21 protein-coding genes are annotated in these 20904 nt (G+C 68.8%); 13 read left to right on the top strand and 8 right to left on the bottom strand.

The genetic code is table 11. From position 1 onward, the window contains the following. Nucleotides 1–3 precede the first annotated feature (3 nt). From AB0B61_RS00665 to AB0B61_RS00655, 3 genes are read right to left on the bottom strand one after another with little or no spacing between them, the layout of a single operon-like run. Nucleotides 4–783, bottom strand: a complete 780-nt coding sequence (locus tag AB0B61_RS00665; RefSeq protein ID WP_358425780.1) for an ABC transporter permease subunit — start codon at nucleotides 781–783, stop codon at nucleotides 4–6. Then, nucleotides 783–1553, bottom strand: a complete 771-nt coding sequence (locus AB0B61_RS00660; protein WP_358425777.1) for an ABC transporter permease — start codon at nucleotides 1551–1553, stop codon at nucleotides 783–785. The genes AB0B61_RS00665 and AB0B61_RS00660 overlap by 1 nt, the downstream gene beginning before the upstream one ends. Beyond that, nucleotides 1550–2536 carry an ABC transporter substrate-binding protein gene (locus AB0B61_RS00655; RefSeq protein WP_358425774.1) on the bottom strand — a complete coding sequence of 329 codons (987 nt, stop codon included), beginning with the start codon at nucleotides 2534–2536 and terminating at the stop codon, nucleotides 1550–1552. Before AB0B61_RS00655 ends, AB0B61_RS00660 begins: the two co-directional genes overlap by 4 nt. A 569-nt stretch (nucleotides 2537–3105) precedes the next feature. On the opposite strand from AB0B61_RS00655, the gene AB0B61_RS00650 reads away from it, so the two are divergent. From AB0B61_RS00650 to AB0B61_RS00625, 6 genes are all read left to right on the top strand, one after another. Continuing rightward, a complete protein-coding gene (locus AB0B61_RS00650; RefSeq protein WP_358425771.1) occupies nucleotides 3106–5739 on the top strand; it encodes a nitrate- and nitrite sensing domain-containing protein in 2634 nt (877 codons plus the stop codon). Further along, nucleotides 5736–6158, top strand: a complete 423-nt coding sequence (locus AB0B61_RS00645) for a roadblock/LC7 domain-containing protein (protein ID WP_358425768.1) — start codon at nucleotides 5736–5738, stop codon at nucleotides 6156–6158. Before AB0B61_RS00650 ends, AB0B61_RS00645 begins: the two co-directional genes overlap by 4 nt. Nucleotides 6159–6310: 152 nt before the next feature. After that, nucleotides 6311–7603, top strand: coding sequence for a PHB depolymerase family esterase (locus AB0B61_RS00640; protein ID WP_358425765.1), 1293 nt, complete (start codon nucleotides 6311–6313; stop codon nucleotides 7601–7603). Between the two features lie 84 nt (nucleotides 7604–7687). Then, entirely contained in the window at nucleotides 7688–8182 is a 495-nt protein-coding gene (locus AB0B61_RS00635) for a sigma-70 family RNA polymerase sigma factor (RefSeq protein WP_358425762.1), read from the top strand. Next, entirely contained in the window at nucleotides 8179–8805 is a 627-nt protein-coding gene (locus AB0B61_RS00630; protein ID WP_358425760.1) for a hypothetical protein, read from the top strand. The genes AB0B61_RS00635 and AB0B61_RS00630 overlap by 4 nt, the downstream gene beginning before the upstream one ends. 82 nt (nucleotides 8806–8887) lie before the next feature. Next, nucleotides 8888–9466 carry a TetR/AcrR family transcriptional regulator gene (locus tag AB0B61_RS00625; protein ID WP_358425757.1) on the top strand — a complete coding sequence of 193 codons (579 nt, stop codon included), beginning with the start codon at nucleotides 8888–8890 and terminating at the stop codon, nucleotides 9464–9466. A 61-nt stretch (nucleotides 9467–9527) separates the two neighbouring features. On the opposite strand, the gene AB0B61_RS00620 is transcribed toward AB0B61_RS00625, so the two are convergent. Continuing rightward, nucleotides 9528–10478, bottom strand: a complete 951-nt coding sequence (locus AB0B61_RS00620; RefSeq protein WP_358425754.1) for a M56 family metallopeptidase — start codon at nucleotides 10476–10478, stop codon at nucleotides 9528–9530. Between the two features lies 1 nt (nucleotide 10479). Beyond that, nucleotides 10480–10854, bottom strand: a complete 375-nt coding sequence (locus AB0B61_RS00615) for a BlaI/MecI/CopY family transcriptional regulator (protein ID WP_358425751.1) — start codon at nucleotides 10852–10854, stop codon at nucleotides 10480–10482. 154 nt (nucleotides 10855–11008) lie between these two features. Between AB0B61_RS00615 and AB0B61_RS00610 the strand changes: the two genes are divergently transcribed. After that, nucleotides 11009–12367 carry a glycosyltransferase family 4 protein gene (locus tag AB0B61_RS00610; protein WP_358425748.1) on the top strand — a complete coding sequence of 453 codons (1359 nt, stop codon included), beginning with the start codon at nucleotides 11009–11011 and terminating at the stop codon, nucleotides 12365–12367. Here the strand turns inward: AB0B61_RS00610 and AB0B61_RS00605 are convergent. From AB0B61_RS00605 to AB0B61_RS00595, 3 genes are read right to left on the bottom strand one after another with little or no spacing between them, the layout of a single operon-like run. After that, the gene (locus AB0B61_RS00605; RefSeq protein WP_358425745.1) at nucleotides 12252–12692 is read right to left on the bottom strand and encodes a tautomerase family protein; all 441 of its coding nucleotides are present in this window, start codon (nucleotides 12690–12692) and stop codon (nucleotides 12252–12254) included. The genes AB0B61_RS00610 and AB0B61_RS00605 overlap by 116 nt on opposite strands. A 25-nt stretch (nucleotides 12693–12717) precedes the next feature. Next, nucleotides 12718–13275, bottom strand: coding sequence for a TetR/AcrR family transcriptional regulator (locus tag AB0B61_RS00600; protein ID WP_358425742.1), 558 nt, complete (start codon nucleotides 13273–13275; stop codon nucleotides 12718–12720). Between the two features lie 49 nt (nucleotides 13276–13324). Next, complete coding sequence (locus tag AB0B61_RS00595) at nucleotides 13325–14500, bottom strand: FAD-dependent monooxygenase (protein WP_358425739.1); 1176 nt, start codon at nucleotides 14498–14500, stop codon at nucleotides 13325–13327. A gap of 213 nt (nucleotides 14501–14713) precedes the next feature. Between AB0B61_RS00595 and AB0B61_RS00590 the strand changes: the two genes are divergently transcribed. From AB0B61_RS00590 to AB0B61_RS00565, 6 genes are all read left to right on the top strand, one after another. Next, on the top strand, nucleotides 14714–15211 hold the full coding sequence (locus AB0B61_RS00590; RefSeq protein ID WP_358425736.1) for a hypothetical protein: 498 nt from the start codon (nucleotides 14714–14716) through the stop codon (nucleotides 15209–15211). Between the two features lie 74 nt (nucleotides 15212–15285). Beyond that, a complete protein-coding gene (locus tag AB0B61_RS00585; RefSeq protein ID WP_358425733.1) occupies nucleotides 15286–16647 on the top strand; it encodes an ATP-binding protein in 1362 nt (453 codons plus the stop codon). 27 nt (nucleotides 16648–16674) lie between these two features. Further along, nucleotides 16675–18984, top strand: coding sequence for a glycoside hydrolase family 95-like protein (locus AB0B61_RS00580; RefSeq protein WP_358425730.1), 2310 nt, complete (start codon nucleotides 16675–16677; stop codon nucleotides 18982–18984). Nucleotides 18985–19131: 147 nt separating this feature from the next. Then, nucleotides 19132–19557: a hypothetical protein gene (locus AB0B61_RS00575; protein WP_358425727.1), complete on the top strand. Its 426-nt coding sequence runs from the start codon at nucleotides 19132–19134 to the stop codon at nucleotides 19555–19557. Next, nucleotides 19551–19784, top strand: coding sequence for a helix-turn-helix transcriptional regulator (locus AB0B61_RS00570; protein WP_358425724.1), 234 nt, complete (start codon nucleotides 19551–19553; stop codon nucleotides 19782–19784). The genes AB0B61_RS00575 and AB0B61_RS00570 overlap by 7 nt, the downstream gene beginning before the upstream one ends. Beyond that, a complete protein-coding gene (locus AB0B61_RS00565; protein WP_358425721.1) occupies nucleotides 19781–20785 on the top strand; it encodes an NAD(P)-dependent alcohol dehydrogenase in 1005 nt (334 codons plus the stop codon). Before AB0B61_RS00570 ends, AB0B61_RS00565 begins: the two co-directional genes overlap by 4 nt. Nucleotides 20786–20904 lie beyond the last annotated feature (119 nt).

Raw genomic sequence — 20904 nt, 5'->3', positions numbered from 1 at the left:
TAGTCAGAGCGTCCGGGTGGCCTGCTGGTGCCAGACCAGCAGCCGTCGCTCGGCGAGCACGAAAAGCGTGTTCACGAGGAAGCCGAGCACCCCCAGCAGGGCGATCGTCGCCCACACTGTGGGCGTCTCGAAGCTGCGCTGCGCCACGAGCATCTGGTAGCCGATGCCGTTCGTACTGCCGAACACTTCGGAGATCACCATGAGGATCAGCGCGAGCGACAAGCTCAGCCGCAGGCCCGCGAAGATCTTGGGTGAGGCGGCGGGGATGACGACTTGGCGTAGGCGCTGCGCCTTCGACAGTCCGAAGACGATGGCGGTCTCGGTGTAGGTCCGGTCCACAGCCCTGGCCCCGTCCATCGAGTTGAGCAGCACCGGCCAGATCACCCCGAACACGATCGCGGCGAGCTGCATCTGCAGGCCGGCCCGGAACAGCGCCAGGAACAACGGCAGCAGCAGTGGTGGCGGGATGGCGCGGCCGAACTCGATCAGCGCGTTCACGTAGTCGGCCGCCACCCGCGAGCGCCCAAGGACCACGCCCAGCACCACTCCGATGACCGAGGCCAGGAGCCAGCCGGAGAACATGCGCCCCAGGCTGGGCAGGATGTTGTCCATCGCCTCGTCGGTGAGGAACAGTCGTGCGGCCGGGCCGGAGAACCACAGGTCGTACATGCGGGAGACGATCGTGGTGGGCGGCGGGAAGTCCGTGTTCTCCAGTTGCCGCGTGACGAGTTCCCAGAAGACGATGACGGCGGGGATCAACCAGAGCCTGGCGAGCGACCTCACTACACCGCCCCCGTCCGCACCCGATGCCAGCGGAACAATCGGCGCTCCGCCGCCTGCAACGCCACGTTGGCCAGCAGGCCGCATCCGCCGGCCCAGAACGTGGCCGCCATGATGAGGTCGGTCCTGCCCCCGCTCCCCGCCTGGATCACGAAGACCCCCAGGCCCGTGGTGCCCCCGGCGAGCAGCTCGGCGCTTACGGCGATGATCAGCGCGACCCCGGCGGCGATCCGGATGCCGGTCGCGACGAAGGGCGCGGCACTGGGCAGGCTCACCCTGCCGAGCACGGCCAGCCCCCCGAATCCGAAGCTGCGCAGCGATTCCTTGGCCAGCGGGTCGACGTCGTGCATGCCGTACAACGTGTTGATCAGTATCGGCCAGACGGACGCGTAGACGATGACGGAGACCTTCATCAGTTCGTCCGCCGGGATCAGCAGGATCGCCAGCGGGATGATCGCGACAGAGGGGATGGGCCGCAGGAACTCGAGCAGCGGCCGGACCGCGCGCTCCATCGGGGTCAACGCACCGAGCAGGACCCCCGCCGGGACGGCCACCACCACCGCGAGCAGCAGGCCGAGCGCCCAGTTCGTGAGCGTCGTGAGAACTCCCAGCAGGAAGTCTCCGTCGGCCGCGAGGAGCACCGCCTGATACAGGATGGCCGAGGGCGGCGGGAAGACCACGCCGCTGCTCAGCCCGAACCGGATGACCAGCTCTCCGACGGCAAGAAAGCCCGCGGCGCCCACGACGCCGCGGAGCAGTCGTGCACGAGTCATCCCTTGGATGGTGCCGCGATGACGGACTTCACGTCGAAAGGACTGGTGAGGTACTTGTAGTCGAGCATGATGTCGGCCACTTTTTGCAGTCGGGTGGCGCTCAGCTCGCTCGGATAGGTGCCCAGCGTGATGACCGAAGCGGTCTTCGCGTCGATCTTCGTGTACTTGGGCAGCATTGCCTCGACCTCCTTGCGGTTACTCGATACGAGGCTCTGAGCCTTGGCGAGCGCCCGTTGGAAGGCGGCCAGCGTCTTCGGGTTCTTCTGCGTCCACCCGTCCGAGGCCATCCAGCCCGAGATCGGCATGTCCTCGGTCTCGCCCGTCATGGTGTCGGCCAGCTTGTGGAAGCCCAGCGTGCTCTGGGTGGCGGTGATGAACGGCTCGGTTAGGAGGCCGGCGTCACCCTGGCCGCTCTTGAGCGCGTTACCCATGTCAGGGAGCGGCTTCTCGGCGAAGTTGATGTCCTTCTCGGTGAGGCCCGCCACTTTCAGCTGCGTCGCCACGGCCAGCGTGGAGATGTTCTTGAGGGTGTTGACCAGGACGGTCTTTCCCTTGAGGTCAGCGACCGTTTTGATCCGCGAATCGTTCGGAACCATGATGTTGAAGGTGTTGGGACCGGCCTGGTACATGTCCGCGACCAGTTTGATCTTCTCACCCCTACCGATGGCCATGAAGGTCGAGACGTAGTTGGTCGCAGAGATGTCCAGCGCACCGCTCTTGATCTGCGGGAGGGCCACCGCGCCGCCGGCGATGACGACCGGCTCGACCGTCAGGCCCTCTTCCTTGAAGAAGCCTTTCTCCTTGGCGATATAGAGCGACACGACGTCGGGGACCGGCAGCACGCCAACCTTGAGAACAGTCTTCTCTAAGCCCTTGCCGTTGGCCGACGAGCCAGCGGCGTCGCTGTTCCCGCTACAGGCGGTGAGGGTGAGAGCGACTGCGGCGCCGAGAATGAGGGCGCGACAGCGCAGTGTGCGGGTCATCGGGGGGGGTCTCCTACAAGGGAAGCGCGTCTAGAGATACGGCATCAGCGACACCGAGCGTGAAGCGTAGCGGAGGGAAGATCAAACCTGAAGCGCTATGCCACGTATATACAGATTTTTCAATGAAAAACAATCTATGTGGGCGATGGAGGCTCTATGTACCTAGAGTGCTGTTGATGATCATCTGCCCGGATTGACATGATTTTTCGGATACATGTGTTGTAATATAAAATCTGCTTGAAACATCAACAGAAAAAATTATCGCGTTGGATCGGTTGCAATTTCCGAGGAGTTGGCTAACCTCTCGACTTCGTGATCCAATTGGCCGCCAACTTGCCTGCAATCACTCGGCAGTGTGACCAATTCCCTGCAGCAGGCCACGCGAGAGGTTGCCACCAGTGAGGACAACGACGACCAAACACGGTCGCGTCGGGGCCCCCGCTCTGCCGGGACATTCAGTAGCGAATTCGAAGTCAGCCGAGCCGGTGCCCGCCCGCGGCAGCGCAATTGCCCTGAGCAATTGGCGGGTGCGGACCCGCCTCATTTCTCTGATTGCCATTCCGACCCTGGTGGCAGTGATACTGGGCGGGCTACGCGTCACCACCTCGATCAGCAGCGCCCAGCAGTATCAGCACATCAGCAACGTGAGTTCCCTCGTCGCGCAACTCGGCGAGCTGTCCCGCGAGATGGCCCTCGAACGTGACCTCTCGGCGCAGTTCGTCGCCTCCAACAGGGCATCGGCCGAGAAGGAGCGGCTCGCGGCCCAGCAGGGCATCGTGAACGCCAGCGTGGTGCGCACGACCTCGGCCGCCGCGACGGCCGAGGACTCGCTGTCCGATCTCGGCCGCAAGAAGCTGGCCACCATCCGCACCAGGCTGACCCAGCTCGCCTCGCTGCGCGCCACCGTGGCCGGCACGCAGCTGCCGCCGCTCCCGACGATGGAGAAGTATTCCGAGGCCATCACCGAGATGCTGCAGCTCTACGACGAGGTCACACAGGGCTCGACAGACGAGCAGCTCATCTCCACGACCGCGGCCCTGCGAGCCATGGCCCGCTATGAGGAGGAGACCTCCAAACTGCGGGGCCTGCTGATGATCGCGCTGGTCAGGGGGTCGTTCGAAGAACCCGAGTACAAGGCGTTCCTCGATGCCCGCTCCAGGCGTGAGAGCGAACGCACCTCGTTCCGCACCGTGGCCACCGTCGCCCAGCGGCAGTTCTTCGACAACACGGTCGCCAGCGTAAAGGTCGGTCGGGGCGAGTTCTACATGAACAGGGCCGTGTTCCTCACCAACACGGGCCTGTCCCTGCGGCGGCTCGACACCTCGACGAGCGACGACGTCGCCCGCTGGGTCGAGTCCATCAGCGACACCGTGGACAGCGCGCACACCGTGCAGAAGGCGATGTCGCAGCAGGTCGCCACCATCAGCGCCGACGTCCAGGGCAATGACCAGTACGTGGCCGGGCTCAACATCGCCCTCGTCATCACCCTGATCATCCTGGTCCTCGCCGTCACCGCCGTCATGGCCCGCTCGCTCGTCCGGCCGCTCAGGCGGTTGCGCGGAGACGCGCTCAAGGTCGCCGGCCAGACGCTGCCCGAGCTCGTGCGGCAGCTCCGCACCAGCGAGGTCAGCGCGGACGATGTACAGGTGCCGCCGATCGCCGTCTCGTCGACGGACGAGATCGGGGAGGTGGCGCGGGCCTTCGACGAAGTGCACCGGGAAGCCGTCCGGCTGGCGGGCGAGGAGTCCAAGCTCCGTAGCAACGTCAACGCGATGTTCGTCAACCTCTCGCGTCGCAGCCAGACGCTGGTCGAGCGGCAGATCACCCTCATCGACGGGCTGGAGCAGGGCGAGCAGGACGAGAGCCGGTTGGCGAACCTGTTCAAGCTCGACCACCTGGCCACCCGCATGCGCCGTAACAGCGAGAACCTGCTGGTCCTCGCCGGTCAGGACCCGCCGCGCCGCTGGAGCCAGCCGGTCAAGCTGATCGACGTGGCCCGCGCCACGCTGTCGGAGGTCGAGAACTACGAGCGGGTCGTCCTGCAGGTGCCCGACGGCGTGTCCATCGCGGGTCAGGCCGTCAACGACGTCATCCACCTGCTGGCCGAGCTGGTGGAGAACGCGCTGTCGTTCTCGCCAAACGAGACCCGCGTGACGGTCTCCGGCAGCCGGATCGACGGCGGCGGCGTGATGCTGTCGATCACCGACTCCGGCATCGGCATGACCCAGGACGAGCTGGCCGCGGCCAACGACCGCCTCATCGACGCGCCCATCGTGGACGTCTCGGTGTCGCGCCGCATGGGCCTGTTCGTGGTCGCCCGGCTGGCGCACCGGCACGGCATCCGCGTGCAGTTGCGCCTGCACGGCTCCGGCGGTCTGACCGCCATGGTGCTGATGCCAGAGGCGCTGCTGGGCGCGCCGACGCCCGCCTACGCCGGCATGCCCGGCGGAGGCCGCGAGGAGGCTTACCCGACGCCGCCGCCGTTGCCGGCGGCCACCTATCAGATGGGTCCGGGGCACCCGTCGTATCCCTCCATCCCGCCGGTCTCAGCAAGCGCTTGGCCCTCGACGCCCCCGCGGCCTGCCGAGACCGGCCGGCCTGCCGAGCCGCGCGCGAGCTACGGCTCCTACGACACCGGCGACATCTGGACGCCGTCGAGAACGCCGGTCGGCTGGTCCGGCGACAACGGCCTGCCGAAATGGCCCACTGGCGACCAGCCGCCGAACAGGAGCCGCGGCGACCGGATGGACGGCCCGGAGCGGGCCAGATACGACTTCCCCGAGACCGAGTCGGCCGTCACCGGCCCGATCCCGACCGTGAAGCCGGCCTCTGCGGGTAACGAGTACCTGCCGATCTTCGCCTCGGTGGAGTCGGCCTGGTTCGAGCACAGTGACAGCGGCGCGAACTGGAGCTCCGCCCAGGCGGATGCCGGCTGGCACGCCGCGGCGGCCGCGGTCGAGCCGGTACGTGACGGCGCGACGGCCGCCGGGCTGCCCAAACGGGTGCCTAAGGCGAACCTAGTGCCGGGTTCGGCCGACACATCCACCGCGCCGAAGAACGTCCCGCCGGCGCCCCCGATCTCACCCGATCGGGCGCGCAACCGCCTGGCGAGTTTCCAGAAGGGACTCCGGGCCGCGCGCGAGGACATCAGTACGGGCAGGGCCCCTTCTACCGGCCCCATGAACAGGGAACAGGGTGCATGAACGACCTGACTTACGTGGGGCATGGGCTCGACTGGCTGATCACCGAATTCGTCAGCACCGTCCCAGGCGTCGCCCACGCGATCGTCGTCTCATCCGATGGACTGCCCCTCGCGGTCTCGGCGGCCTTTCCCGCCGACCGGGCCGAGCAGCTGGCCACGATCGCCGCGGGGCTGGTGAGCCTGACGCTGGGAGCGGCCCGGGTCTTCGAGGCCGGTACCGTCACCCAGGCCGTGGTGGAGATGCAGCGGGGGCTGCTGCTGACGATGTCGATCAGCGACGGCTCCTGCCTGGCCGTACTCGTCGCGCCTGACTGCGACATGGCGCTCGTGGCGTACCACATGACGCTCATGGTGGAACGGGCCGGCCAGGTGCTGACCCCCGCTGTACGCGCACACCTACGTACCAGCCTGGCCAGGTGATTTCCGAAAGTTTCAAGAATTCAGACCTAGGTTGAGCAGATTCCCCAGGTCACCGCGTGTCGAATATGGCGGCCCACGTGGTTCCTTGTCTCTCGAAAAGTTTTTAAGAATACTCCGAATGTTTCGGGGTCACATCGAGAGAGGGGCAGCGGATGAGGATGACCACCAGAGTGCTCGGCACCTTGATCGCCGCCGCGATGTTCGTCATCGCGTGGCTGACCATGGCTCCACCGGCCTCCCCGGCCTCGCTCACCGAGGTGACCAACTTCGGCACCAACCCCAGCGGCCTGCGCATGCACCTGTACGTACCGAACAACGTCGCGGCCCGGCCGCCGATCCTGGTGGCCGTGCACTACTGCACGGGCTCCGGCCCGGCCTTCTACTCCGGCACCGAGTTCGCCTCGCTGGCGGACCGGTACGGATTCATCGTCATCTACCCCTCCGCCACCAGGAGCGGGTCCTGCTTCGACGTCTCCTCGCCCCAGGCGCTCAAGCACGACGGCGGCAGCGACCCGGTGGGGATCGTGTCCATGGTCAAGTACGTCGAGCAGCACAACAACGGCGACGCCTCCCGGGTCTACGTGACCGGCGCGTCCTCGGGCGGCATGATGACGAACGTGCTGCTGGGCGACTATCCCGACGTCTTCAAGGCCGGGGCGGCGTTCATGGGCGTGCCGTTCGGCTGCTTCGCCACCACCGACGGCTCCAGCTGGAACAGCGCCTGCGCCAACGGCACCATCATCAAGACCCCGCAGCAGTGGGGCGACCTCGTACGCGGCGCCTTCCCCGGCTACACCGGGGCGCGTCCGCGCATGCAACTGTGGCACGGCACCGAGGACGCCACGCTCCGCTACCCGAACTTCCAGGAAGAGATCAAGCAGTGGACCGACGTCCACGGGCTCAGTCAGACCCCCACCTTCACCGACCACCCGCAGGCGTCCTGGACCCGGACCCGCTACGGCGGCACCGGCACCACCGTCGCCGTCGAGGGCGTCAGCATCCAAGGCATCGGGCACAGCCTTCCGCAGGGCGGCATGGCCGCCGGGGTCATCGCGTTCTTCGGACTGGACGGCGGGTCCACCGGCCCTTCGCCGACCCCCACTCCAACTCCCACGCCGACGCCGGGCGGACCCTGCGGCGTCACCTACACCATGAACAGCTGGAACACCGGATTCACCGCATCCGTCACCATCACCAACACCAGCGCGTCCCCGATCAACACCTGGTCCCTGGTCTTCACCCTCCCCGGCGGGCAGACGGTCACCTCCGCCTGGAACGCCACCGTCTCCCCCTCCAGCGGTCAGGTCACGGCCAGGAACGTCAGCTACAACGCCACCATCGCGCCCGGAGCCTCCACCAACTTCGGCTTCCAGGCCACCCACACCGGTAACACCGGCAAACCCACCTCCTTCACCCTGGGCGGGACGACCTGCACCATCGCCTGACCACCCCCAACACGGTGCCGGAGGCGAACGACCTCCGGCACCTGCTCATGTAAGCGTCGCCGCGTCCTGGCGCGTATAGGGAATGTGGAACAACGGGAGTTCGAGGAGTTCTACCAGGAGAGCCGGGACGCGTGCCTGCGGGCCGTGCTCGCCGCCACCGGGGACCGCCCGCAACTGGCGGAAGACCTGGTCGCCGAGGCGTTCGCGCGGGCGTGGACGTCCTGGCGGAAGGTTCGCCGCCATCCGGCGCCCCGCGCCTGGATCGTCCGTACGGCGCTGAACACCCGGATCTCCTGGTGGCGGCGACGGCGGCACGAGGTCGCCCTCACCGGTCACGACGCCGCGGAACCGGCGACCGCCGCAGCCGGCGTGGACCCCGCGCTGCTGGCCATGCTGCGGCGGTTACCGCGACGGCAGCGGGAAGTGATCGCGTTACGCGTCTTCCTCGATCTGGACACCGAGTCCACCGCCAAGACGCTCGGAATCGCTCCGGGAACCGTCACCGCCCATCTGTCGCGCGCCATCGCGACCTTGCGCGGCGACCTCGCCACAGCCAACAGCCAGGAGGGTGAGCTATGAACGACCAAGACGTACTGGACGCGCTCAAGGACTCGATGCCCGGAGTACGGATGAACACCCCGGTAGGCGACATCGTGGCCGCGGGGCGGTCGCGCCGACGGCTCAAGGTCACAGGGCTGGCCACGGGGACCGCCCTGGTGTCGGCGCTGGCGCTGACACTGGCGACCGGTGGTCCCAGCGTGAACGCGCCCCCGGTCGTGGGCGGTTCCGTGCACGTGCGGCTGGCCGCCTTCTCGGTCGACAGCAACGCCGACGGCACGGTCACCGTCAGCATGACCAAGCGGCAGACCCAGGATCCGGAGGTCCTGGAGCGGACCCTGGCCGAGGCCGGTGTCCCCGCGCTGATCAAGATCAACGAGTTCTGCGACTCGCCGGTGGACGTGCCGGGGTTCGACGACGTCTGGAAGGAGGGGCCGCGGCGGCCCGACGGAGAGCCGACGTTCATCATCACGCCGTCGGCCATGCCTGCGGGGACCAAGGTGCTCATCAGCCTGCGGACTCCTGACTACAAGCCCGAGTCGGGGAGCAAGCTGGGGGGCATGTTCGGCCTGGTGCGTACGGACGCCCCACTGCGCTGCACCACGGACATTCCCACTCCCACCACGGCCGTTCCCACCAAATAGCCGCGCCTCCGGGGCGGCGACGTGCACCGCCGCCCGGTTTCAGAGCATCGACAGGAGCGCTAGCGGTGCTAGAGTTGTCGGCATGTCGATTCAGGCGCGCCGGGAGCGCGAGCGGGCGGAGCGGGAACGGTTGATCATCACAGCGGCCCGGACGCTGGCCGAGGCCGAGGGCTGGGAGGCGGTGACCACGCGCCGCCTGGCCGAACAGGTCGAATACAGCCAGCCGGTGCTCTACAGCCACTTCAAGGGCAAGGACGCCATCATGGCGGCGGTGGCGGTGGAGGGCTGCGCCGACCTGGCCGTCGACCTGCACGCGGCCCGTACCTCGACGGACGACCCCCGGCAGGCCCTCGCCGCCGTCGGCGCCGCCTACGCGGACTTCGCCGAACGGCGGCCCGCACTGTACGACGTGATCTTCAGCCTGGCCGTCGACCTGCCCTTCGCCACCCCCGAGGCGCCGGCCCCCCTGCAGGCGGCCTTCGGCGAGCTGAGCCAGGCGCTGGAACCACAGGTCGGCGACGACGACCTCGGCCTGCTCACCGAAACCTTCTGGAGCGGCCTGCACGGGCTGGTGACGCTCATGCGCGGCGGCAGACTCCCCCGCGAGGCCCACGACCGGCGGCTGGCCATCCTGGTCGACCGCTTCTCCCAGCGTCCCTGACACAAGCTTCAGGCAGGGCAGTGGGCGCTTCTCCCATCGCCCCTCTCCCCCCGACGCAACTTCAGGCCGGGCAGTGGGGCGCGCAGAGCAGGAAGATGGGGGCCCCGCTGTGCACCAGCAGCGACTCGGCGTCCTGGTTGGCGTCCAGCGGCGCCCACAGCGTCAGCGCGGCCAGGGCGGCGAGCACGGCCAGGAGCACGGGCCGGCGTCGTGGCCGGGGACTGAGCAGGGAGCGTACGCGCTCGGGGACATCTGACGAGTGGTAACCCATCGCCGGAGCCGCGGGAGAAGACGACGCGGCCAGTGCGGCGAGGGCGGCGCGGGCCAGCGCCCGGGCGGCGAGCGCGCGGTCGCCGACGGCGCTCGCGGCTTCTTCGTCGGCCCAGCGTTCGGTGGCGTAGCCGACGGCCTGGGGAAGGCGATACAGCAGCGGGTTGACCGCGGCGGCCGCCTCGGCGAGCGCCCGGCACCGGTGGTGGCGGTGGGCCAGATGGGCGTTCTCGTGGGCCAGCAGGACGCGTCGCTCGTCCGTGCCCAGGGCGTTCAGCATGCCGGTGGAGACCACCACCCGCCCGCCACCCCGGGCGGGCAGGGCGAACGCCTCGGGGCGGACCTCGTCGATCACGACCAGGTCGCCCGGCCCGCCGTCCAGATCGTCGGCGACGCGGCGGACCTCGGCCATGGCCCGCCGATGCCGCAGGATCGTACGGACCAGCCGGATCGCGGCGACGCCGAGAGCGAGCGCCGCGCCCACGGCGACCGGGGTGGGCACGGGATCGGCGTCGTCCCAGGACTGCAGGGACCAACCGCCGAGCCACGCCACCAACCGGATCTGGGCCAGCAGGGTCCAGGTGAGCAGCGCGAGCGCGTACGCGGTGCTGACCGCCGACACCAGCGCCGCGGCGACCAGGGCACGGCCGGCGGTCGACGGTGGCAGCCAGCGCGCCAGCGGCGGGGCGACCACGCCGAGCAGCAGCGAGATGAGCAGCGGCAGGTAGACGTCGACGCGCATGTCAGGTGCCGCCGCTCTCGCGCAGGAGCCGCTGCAGCAGCGCCTCGTCCTGCTCGGACAACTCCCCGACGAACTGGGCCAGCACCCGGGCCCGGTCCTGGCCCTCGCCGAGCAGGTTGCGCATCTGCGCCGCCCGCCGGGCGGCCTCGTCGCGCTGGAAGGAGTAGGCGTAGGCGCGGCCACTGCGGATCCGGCTGACGGCGCCCTTGTCGTGCAGGCGGCTGAGCACGGTCATGACCGTGGTGTAGGCCGGCGGAGGTGTCAGCCGCTGGGCCACCTCGCCGGGGGTCAGCGGGCCAGGGGTGCCGGCCAGGATCGCCAGCACCTCACTCTCCAGGCCGCCCCGGTCCCGGCGTTGGCGCGATGGTGAGGTCATGAGCGCTCACTCTCTACTTACAGCTTGTGTAGCAGAGTAGCTCTAGTACCTGGGCGATTCATCCCCTTCAACTACTACTAACTATGTAGTAGAAAGGTAGGGGGGTTCGGAGATGTCCTTCTCGTGACGATCATCCAGGTAGGGGGCGGCTGGGATGTACGAGAGATCGCGGAATTGGCTGCTGGGGTCGGGGGCACGCTGGGTACGGTGGACGGCCTTGTGGCTGCTCCGGCTGGCGGACCTGCGGCGGGCGCGCACCACACCCGCACCCGACGCCGGCACGGTGCGCATCCTGCTGTTCCACGCGTACGGCATGGGCGGCACCATCCGTACGGTGCTCAACCTCGCCGGATACCTGGCGCACGAGCGCGAGGTCGAGATCGTCAGCCTGATCCGCGAGCGGAACCAGCCGTTCTTCCCGCTCCCCTCAGGGGTGCGGATCTCGGTCCTCGATGACCGTACCCGCGACAAAGGCAGGCTGCGCAGATGGCTGTCGCGGCTGCCCAGCGTGCTGGTCCCGTCGACCGAGCCCTCCTACCGGCGCTGCTCGCTGCTGACCGACCTGGTGCTGCTGCGCCACCTGCGCTCGCTGCGCGGCGGGGTGCTGATCACCACGAGGCCGAGCCTCAACCTGTTCGCCGCCGCTTTCGCACCGCCCGGGGTCATCACCATCGGCCAGGAGCACCGCAACCTGGCCGCGCACAAGCCCGAGCTGCGCAAGGTCATCAAGCGCCGGTACGGCAAGCTGGACGCGCTGGTCACGCTGACCCGCGCCGACCTGGACCGCTACGCCAGGGCGGTGCCCGAGGTCCATCTGGCCTGCATCCCCAACGCCCTGCCGCCCCTCGGCGGTGGCGACGCCTCGCTGGACGGCACGACCGCCGTCGCGGTGGGGCGGCTGGATCGGGTCAAGGGCTTCGACCTGCTCCTGGCGGCCTGGCGGCTGGTCGGCGAGCGGCATCCGGAGTGGACGCTGCGCATCTACGGGTCGGGGCCGTGGCGCGAGCGGCTGAAGACCCAGATCGAGGAGTCGGGGCTGGACGGACGCGCCTTCCTCATGGGGCGTACCGATCAGGTCGGAGAGGAGCTGTCGAAGGCGGGGATGTTCCTGCTCAGCTCACGCTCCGAGGGGATGCCGATGGCGTTGATCGAGGCGATGAGCAAGGGCCTGCCCGCCGTCGCCTTCGACTGCCCCACCGGTCCGGCCGAGGTCATCACCGACGGTCTCGACGGCCGCCTGGTCAAGCCGGGCGACGTCGGCGCCTTCGCCGAGACGATCTGTGAGCTCATCGACAATGAGGACCTGCGCCGCAAGTTCGGCGCCACCGCGAAGCGCACCGCCAAGGCCTACGACCCGCGGGAGATCGGCGCCCACTGGGACAGCCTGCTGGCCGAGATCACGGAGCCTCGGCGGCCGCCCCGGCCCAGGACGGCCGCGGAGATCCCGGAGCGGCCACCGCATACTGGGCCACGCCGTCGCCGAACGACCAGTCGATCGGCTCGTTCTCGGTGACCGTGACGAAGAGGTTGCGTGGCTCGGTGCCCGCGTAGTCCTGGGCGAGCTCGGCGATCCTGCGGTAGAGGGCCTGCTTCTGCTCCGCGGTGCGCCCGGAGCGCATCGTAATGGCCACGAACACGAGGTCGTCGTCCCGGTGGATGCCGAGGTAGTCCTCGTCGTAGCTGATGATCCGCCGCGTTCCGTCGTGGCCGGTGATCACCTGGAACCTGTCGTCCGGCGGGATGCCGATGGCCTCGACCAGGGCATCGTGCACGGCCCGGCCCAGGGCCGCCAGCCGCTTCTCGTCTGCACGAACCGCATCAATGCGAACAAATGGCATTACTTCTTCCTTTCAACGATCCGGTTCAGTGGGCAGCGAGCAGGCCGAGCGCGCCGTCCACGGCCTGCGCGTAGACGTCCGCGTCGCCGGCCGCGCGGGCCAGCACATACGCGCCCTGCAGCACCGCGACGAGCGCGGTGGCGGTGGCCGCCGGGTCGAGCGCCGTGGCCAGCTCGCCGGCCGCCCGTGCCTCCGTGAGAACCCCGGCCAGCCGGTCGCGCAGCCAGGCGAAGGTCTCCTCGATCGGGCGGCGCAACGTGGGCTCGGCCATGACGTCCGAGTCCTGGGTGAGCCGGCCGACCGGGCAGCCCCGGAGCGCCTCCCGCTCCCGGCGCAGGTAGGTGGCGACCCGCTGGAGCGGCGTCCCCGAGCCGCCGAGCTCCGCCTCCGCGCGATCACGCAACTCCTCGGCGCTCCGGGTGATCGCGGCCAGCGCCAGGTCGGACTTCCCGCGGAAGTGGTGGTACATGCTGCCCTGGCCGGCGCCGGATCGCCGCTGGATCGCCTTCGGCGAGGTGCCTACGTATCCGCACTCCCACAGCAGTTCCCGGGTGCTCTCGATCAGCCGTTCCCTCGTGTCCACGACACTGACCGTACATACTAGTAGGTACAGAAGCAACCCCAGGGCGGAGTCAGTGCTTGGACCCGCGCGCCAGCCCGAGCTTCCCAGCCACCTGGTCCAGCCGGTAGTACAGCCGCGGCGGCACGCGCGGGAGCAGCACCGACTGCCGCTGGCCGAGCAGCGCGAACAGCTGCCAAGGCGGCAGGTCGATGTAGCGCGGGAGGCTCTCGTACCACCGGGCGCTGTAGCGGGCCGCCCGCTGCGTCGGCCGGATCACGGCCCGGCGTTCCCGCTCGTAACGGGCGAGGGCCGGTTCGAGCAGCGTCTCCTCGTGCAGCGCGTTGACCAGGAAGGCGGCGTCCCCCAGCGCGAGGGCGGTGCCCGCGCCGATGGAGTAGTGCGTGGTGTGCGCGGCGTCCCCGAGCAGGACGAGGTTGCCGTGGTGCCACGTCCGGTTGGTCAGGGTGCGGAAGTTCAGCCAGTGCGCCCGGCCGTCGGGGTGCGCCCGGCCGATCAGGGGGTGCCCGTCCAGGATGTCGGCGAAGAGCTTCTCCAGGAGGGCCAGGCCGTCGGCCTCGGTCGCCTGGTCGAGCCCGAGCCCCCGCCAGGTCTCGGGGGAGCACTCGATGACGCAGGTGCTGTGCTCCTTGCCGAATCCGTAGCCGTAGTACCAGATCCAGCCGTGGTCGGTCTCCACGAAGGCGAAGGTGAAGGATTCGAAGATCTTGGTGGTGCCCAGCCAGATATAGACGTTCCGCCCGACCGCGACCTGGGTGCCGAAGTGGTCGGCGTGGCGTTCACGCAGCACGCTGTTGACCCCGTCGCCGGCGACGATGAGGTCGGCGTCGGCCAGCTCCTCCTCTTCGGCGATCTCACGCTCGTACTCGATGCGCACGCCGAGGGAGCGGGCCCGCTCGGAGAAGATGTCGAGCAGCCGGTGCCGGCCGATGCCGAAGCCCTCGTCCCCATGGTCCACGGTCACCGTCGCGCGGTCGTGGACGTGCATGATCCAGCCGTCCCAGCGGACCGAGCTCTCGCTGATGGCGCGTGCCGACTCGGGATCGACACCGTGGAGATTGTTGAGCAGGTCGTAGATATATGTCACGCCCCAGCCATACGTCGACCCGGCCGGGTTCCGCTCATAGACAGTGATGTCGTGGGACGGGTCCACCCGCTTCATCAGAATCGAGAAGTACAGGCTGGCGGGCCCGCCGCCGACGCAGGCGACCTTCACACTAACTCCCATAGCTACGCAACGTAATCAAGTCATGTCATAGCGTAGCAACGAGGTATGTATTGCAGCGGTTTCCTCTTGCCGAACCACCGGCCATGAGATGGCCAATAATCGGCACAACCCCGCCCCCCAGGGAGTGGCCATGCGCGTTCCCGTGCAGGTGGGACAATGGGGGTGTTCATTCCGTGCTCCCCCTTGGCGACGATTTCCGGAAAGGGGGCGGCCATGGCGACCATCGCTCATCACCCGGCGACAGACGCGGCGTCCGGCGCCCTGCGGCTCGGCGCAGCGCTCATGGCACTGGCCGGCCTGGCATTCATGGGTTACGCGGTGATCTTCTTCATCCGCAACTTCACCGGCGGGTTCCTGGAGCTCGGCATCGGTCCGCACGAGGTCGATGTCAGCCGGGCCCAGGTCCAGTCGTTCAGTCCCGATCTGTTCAGGTACATCGCGCACCTGCACATCGCGCTGTCGGGCTTCATCGCCTCGACCGGGCTGGCCACCGCGGCACTCGCCTGGTTCGGGGTCAGGCACGGGCTCTGGTGGGCGTACGTGACGGCGATCGTGGTCCCGGTGCTGGCCTTGATCATCGCCCTGCCCGCGCACTACCCGTACCATTTCGCCACTATCGGCCACCTCGGGCTCATCTACCTGGCCACCGTGATCTTCGTCGTCGGCGCGCTGGTGGCGCTGAAACCGATGCTGCACGCGCGGCACACCTGATCGAGTCGGGCGAACCAGGAGCGGTTGCCTCCGGACCCGCTCCTGGCGCGTGATCGTCAGGCGGACGGAGAGACATGGTGACCTTGCGGCACGAGTTGTCCGTACGGACTCGGATGACGCTGCTGGCCGGTGCCGTCATGGCGGCGTTGTGCCTGGTCGTCTGCGTGTTCATCCTGGTGGGCGCCCACGAACGCGCCATGGACGACCGGACCGACACGATCCTCCAGGCCGAGCTGCACGTGGCCCGGCACATCTCGCGCAACCAGCTCCCTTCCCTGCTCCCCGACCATGGAATCGCCGCTCTCCAGGTGGTGAACGCCCACGGTGAGCTCGTCGCGGCGAACCTGCGGATGCTCAGCGAACCACGCATGGCCTCCTTCGCCCCACCGGATGACAATCTGATCAAGGACCGGGTCATCTGCACCGTGCCGAGCTTCGCGAACGCGTGCATGATCGTCGTGGCCATACGGGTCGCCGGGGCCGGCGGCGACTGGATCGTCTACGGCGCCGATCTCGTCGTCCCCTGGTACATCGATCGCTCGGTCGTCATCGCCCTCCTCGTCGGGTCCGCGCTGCTGATCAGCGCCACGGCGATCGGCGCCTACCGTACGGTCAGCAAGACCCTCGACCCCGTCGACGACATCGTCGCCGAGCTGGCCGAGATCACCTCGACCGACCTCGGCCGCCGGGTGCCCGTGCCCGACCACCACGACGAGATCCGGAAGCTGGCCGAGACCGCGAACCTCACCCTGGAGCGGCTGGAGGCGGCGGTCGAGCAGCAGCGGCGCTTCGCCTCCGACGCCTCGCACGACCTGCGCAGTCCCATCACCGCCATCCGCACCCAGCTGGAAGCGGCCATGCTGCACCCGGACGAGGCGGACTGGACCGCCATGGCGCAGGCCCTGCTGGCCAGCCTCGACCGGCTGGAGGCGATCGTGGTCGACCTGCTGGTGCTGGCCCGGCTCGACGCCGGCGCGCAGTGCGACGGCGACCGCGTGGACCTGCGCGAGCTGGTCATGACCGAGCTCGAACGCCGTGCCCCCAAAGCACGCGTCGTGACAGACCTCGGGCCCGAGGCGATCGTCGACGGAGACCGGCTCCAGCTCGGCCGCCTGCTCACCAACCTCCTGGACAACGCCGCGCGGCACGCCGACTCCACCGTGGCGATCTCGGTCCGCCGCAAGGGCGAGGAGGCGGTGCTCGAGGTGAACGACGACGGCCCCGGCATCTCCCCCGACCAGCGGGAATTCGTCTTCCAGCGCTTCACCCGGTTGGATGCCGCCCGCAGCAAGGACATGGGAGGTACGGGACTCGGCCTGGCGATCGCCCGGGAGATCGCCGAGCGCCACGGCGGGTTGCTGACCATCGAGGATTCGGAGAAGGGCGCGCGATTCGTGCTGAAAATCCCTGTCGCTCCTGCCGACCCAGCACGTTGAGAGGGCTTGACAGAGCCAGTCATCGGGATGGATCTTCTCATTCATCAGATGAATTGCCTCACCAGCCCCCCAGCGGAGGCACAAATGTCGGAAAATACATCCTCGCGACGAACATTCCTCGGAGGTCTCGCCTTAGGCGGGGCCGCTGCCGTGGTCGCCACCTCCCCCACCGCGTGGGCACAGGCCGTACCGGAGAAGACGGACGCGTACGGGGACGTCCTGCGGGACGCCGCCATGATCTGGAGGCGGCTGCCCAGCGGCTGGCAGAACGGGCCGTTCCTCGGTAACGGGTTTCTCGGCGTACACGTCTACAACAAGGGCGGCGAGGGGAACGTCCTGCGGTTCATGCTGAGCCACTCCCTCGTACAGGACCAGCGAGGGCAGTGGGAGGCGGCGATCGGCTACTCGCGGCTGCCCATCGGCTATCTGACGCTGACCTTCGCCGGGGCCGTCACCGCGGTGGACTGGCGGCTGGATCTCGAACGCGCCGAGCTCACCGGGACCGTGACGACCGCCCAGGGCGGCGTCCGGTTCAGCGCGCTCGTGCTCAACCAGCGCGGCGTGCTGCTGGTGTCCATGACGCCGACCCCGGGAGAGGAGGCGGCGGCGTGGGGCTTCACGTCCCTGCCCTCCCATACGACCAGGACGATCCGGCTCCCGCCCGAGTACACCGGCAACCCCGAACCGGTGGCCGCCGAAGGGCGCGTCGAGCAGCCCATGCACGCCGGAGGCGGCTACACCACGGCTTGGCGCGAGGTCCGGCACGGCACCAGCCGGGTGCTCGCGGCCACGATCGCCTATGGATACCCGGACTCGACCGGGGCCGAGGAGGCCGTACGGACCGTGCGCCGGGTGCTCGACGGGAACCCGGAGGCACAGGTCGTGGCCCACCGGCTTTGGTGGCACCGGTTCTACCGGCGCAGCCTGGTGTCGATCCCGGACAAGCGGCTGCAGCGGTTCTACTGGATCCAGCTCTACAAGATGGCCTCGGCCACCAGGGACGGCGCGCCCGTGGTGACCGAGTGGGGGCCGTGGTTCCCCGAGGTGGGCAACAGCTGGACCAACATCTGGTGGAACCTGAACGTCCAGGTCAGCTATCCGATGATCAACGGCTCGAACCACCCGGAGCTGGACGCGGTAACCACCACGTTCCGGAAATATCGCGAAAATCTGGAGCTTAATGTGAATCCGGGTTATCGCGATGGGAAGTCCTACGCGCTGTGCCATCCGGGCGACCGCATGCTCCGGCCCGGCCCGCGATACGTCGGCGTACCCGGCGTGAGCCCCAACGACCACACCGGCAACCTCACCTGGGGCATGCACAACGTCTGGCTCGCCTACCGCCACTCCATGGACGACGGCGTGCTGCGCGACCTGCTCCACCCGATCCTCACCGGCGCGATCACCTACTACGAGCGCTTCCTCGTCGAGGGCGCCGACGGCCGGCTGCACCTGCCCGAGACCCGCTCGCCCGAGTACGCCAACGCCTCCGACGCCACCTACGACCTCTCGCTCATCCGCTGGGGCTGCCGCACCCTGCTCGACAGCGCCGAGCGGCTACGCCTCGACGACCCGCGCAAGGCCCGCTGGCAGGACATCCTCGCGCGGCTGGTGCCGTACCACCAGAACGAGGACGGGGTGATGATCGGGGCGGACGTGCCGCTGGCGGAGTCGCACCGGCACTACTCGCACCTGCTCTGGATGTATCCGCTGCAGGAGTCGCTCGACCGGCGCAGCTTCGAGCACTGGACCAGTATGCGCGAGCGGTGGCACGGCTACAGTTTCGCGGCGGCCTCCTCGATGGAGACGCTGTTCGGCAACCCGGAGGAGGCGCTGGCCCAGCTGCGCTTCTTCATCGACGGCAACGTCGTGGACAACTGCGCGATCACCCCCAACACCATGTACAGGGAGGGCGCCAACTTCGCCATCGAGAGCCCGCTGGCCGCCGCCCAGTCGGTGCTCGACATGCTGATCCAGAGCCACGGCGGGGTGGTCAAGGTGTTCCCGGCGGTCTCCGCCACCTGGGCCGACGTCTCGGTCGAACAGCTGCGTACGCAGGGCGCGTTCCTGGTGGACGCCTCGCGGAGCCAGGGGCGTACGGACTGGATCAGGGTCCACAGCGAGGCAGGCGAGCCGCTGCGGCTGCGGCACGGGATCGAGGGCCCGGTCGAGGTCCGCGACGAGCACGGCAGACCCCTCTCCCACCGGGGTACGGACACGCTCGAGATCCCGCTGCGCAGAGGCAGGACGGCCATCGTCAGCCGGCCAGGTCAGCACCCTTCCCGGCCGCGCGACGTCCCGGGCGATGGCAGCGCGCCGGCTTGGGGACTGCCCTAGCGACTGCCGGATTGAAGACCGTCGACGGATAGCCCGTCGGCGGTCTTCGCGTTGGGTGCGCGATGTGCCATGTAAAACTTTCTAGACATGAAGTCAAAGATTTGCTACTTTCGAGATGTCAAAGATTCTGTACATCAAGGAGCCGTCATGACACTCGAAGAGAGACGGGCGTGGATCCGGCTGATCGTCTCCGTCGCCGCGTACGGCGGGTACGCGTTCGTGGTCTTAAGCCGGGCCGGCGACCGCCCGCTGGCCGAGGTGCCCTATGGCGCGGCGCTGCTGTGGAGCGTGGGAGGGGCCATCCTCGCCACGATCGCGCTCGAGGTCGTGGTCGCCGCGGCCAGGCCGGCGTCCCTGGTCAAGGACGAGAGAGACCGGGAGATCGGGCGGCTGGGCGACCACGTCGGCCAGGCGTTCGTGGTGATCGGCGCGGTCGCGGCGATGCTCATGGCGATCGCCGGCTGGGACCGCTTCTGGATCGCCAACGTGATCTACGTGTGCTTCGCCCTGTCGTCGGTCCTCGGCAATGTCGCCAAGGTCATCGTCTACCGCAGGAGCCTGCCTCAATGGTGAAGCCGACCCGTGTGACCAACCGCATCCGCGCCCTGCGCTTCGCGCACGACGAGATGACGCAGGCCGAGCTGGCCGACCGCATCTCCGTGACCCGCCAGACCGTCATCGCCATCGAGCAGGGCCGCTACTCGCCGTCCCTGGAGATGGCCTTCCAGATAGCCCACGTGTTCAAGGTCCCGCTCGACGAGGTGTTCCAATACCCCGGCTCCCAGGAGGAGACACAATGAAAGCGATCGCTCAGGACACGTACGGCTCGGCCGATGTCCTCCGGTTACGCGAGCTGGACCGGCCGTCGATCGGCGACGAGGAGGTGCTGGTCCAGGTGCGCGCCGCCGGGGTGGACCCGGGCGTGTGGGTCTGCATGACCGGCCGGCCCTACGGAGCGCGTGCCTGGTTCGGCCTGACCAGGCCCAGGGTGCCGGTCCGCGGCCGGGCACTGGCCGGGGTGGTCGTGGCGGTCGGCGCCGGCGTTCAGCGGTTCAAACCCGGTGACGAGGTGTACGGCACCAGCCCGCGTAGCGGCACGTTCGCCGAATACGCGGCCGCCCCCGCCAAGCGGCTCGCGCCCAAGCCGCCCAGTCTGTCGTTCGAGCAGGCCGCCGCGGTGCCCATCTCCGGGGTGACCGCGCTGGAGTGCGTCCGCGACGGCGGCCACGTACACGCCGGACAGAGAGTGATGATCACCGGCGCGGCCGGGGGCATCGGGTCGTTCGCGGTGCAGATCGCCAAGGCGGCCGGCGCGAAGGTGACCGCCGTGTGCGGCACCGGCAAGGCCGACCTGGTGCGGTCGCTCGGCGCCGACGAGGTGATCGACTACACCCAGGAGGAGGTCGACCGCGACGGGCCGAGCTACGACGTGATCATCGACCTCGCGGGTTGTCGCCCGCTGGCCCTGCTGCGGCGCGCCCTGACTCCGCGCGGGACCCTGGTGCTGGCCGGCGGCGGGCATGACGCCGGCGGACTGCTCGGCGGCTACACCCGCCAGATGCGCGCACCCTTCGTCTCGATGTTCACCAGCCAGCGGCTCCGTGGCGTGACCTCCAAGGAACGCGCCCAAGAGCTGGAGGAGCTGGCGGAGCTGATCGAATCCGGTGCGGTCACCCCGGTCATCGACCGCACCTACTCCCTCGCCGACGCACCCGACGCCATCCGCTACCTCGCCGAAGGCCATCCCGCCGGGAAGATCGTCATCACCGTGGGATCAGGTCCGTCGACGGACGCTCCGTGACCTCCGCCCCCGCTCACTTAGAACCTGGCCACCGAGATGGCAAGAGGAGCGCGCCGTCCCGGCGCTGCGAGAATGGTGCGCAGCTGCCAGGAGGCCCGACGCCCGGACGGCGCGGCAGG

The sequence above is a fragment of the Nonomuraea sp. NPDC049158 genome, from assembly GCF_040648335.1.
Classification (GTDB): domain Bacteria; phylum Actinomycetota; class Actinomycetes; order Streptosporangiales; family Streptosporangiaceae; genus Nonomuraea.
This window is presented reverse-complemented; position numbering and strand designations above follow the sequence as displayed.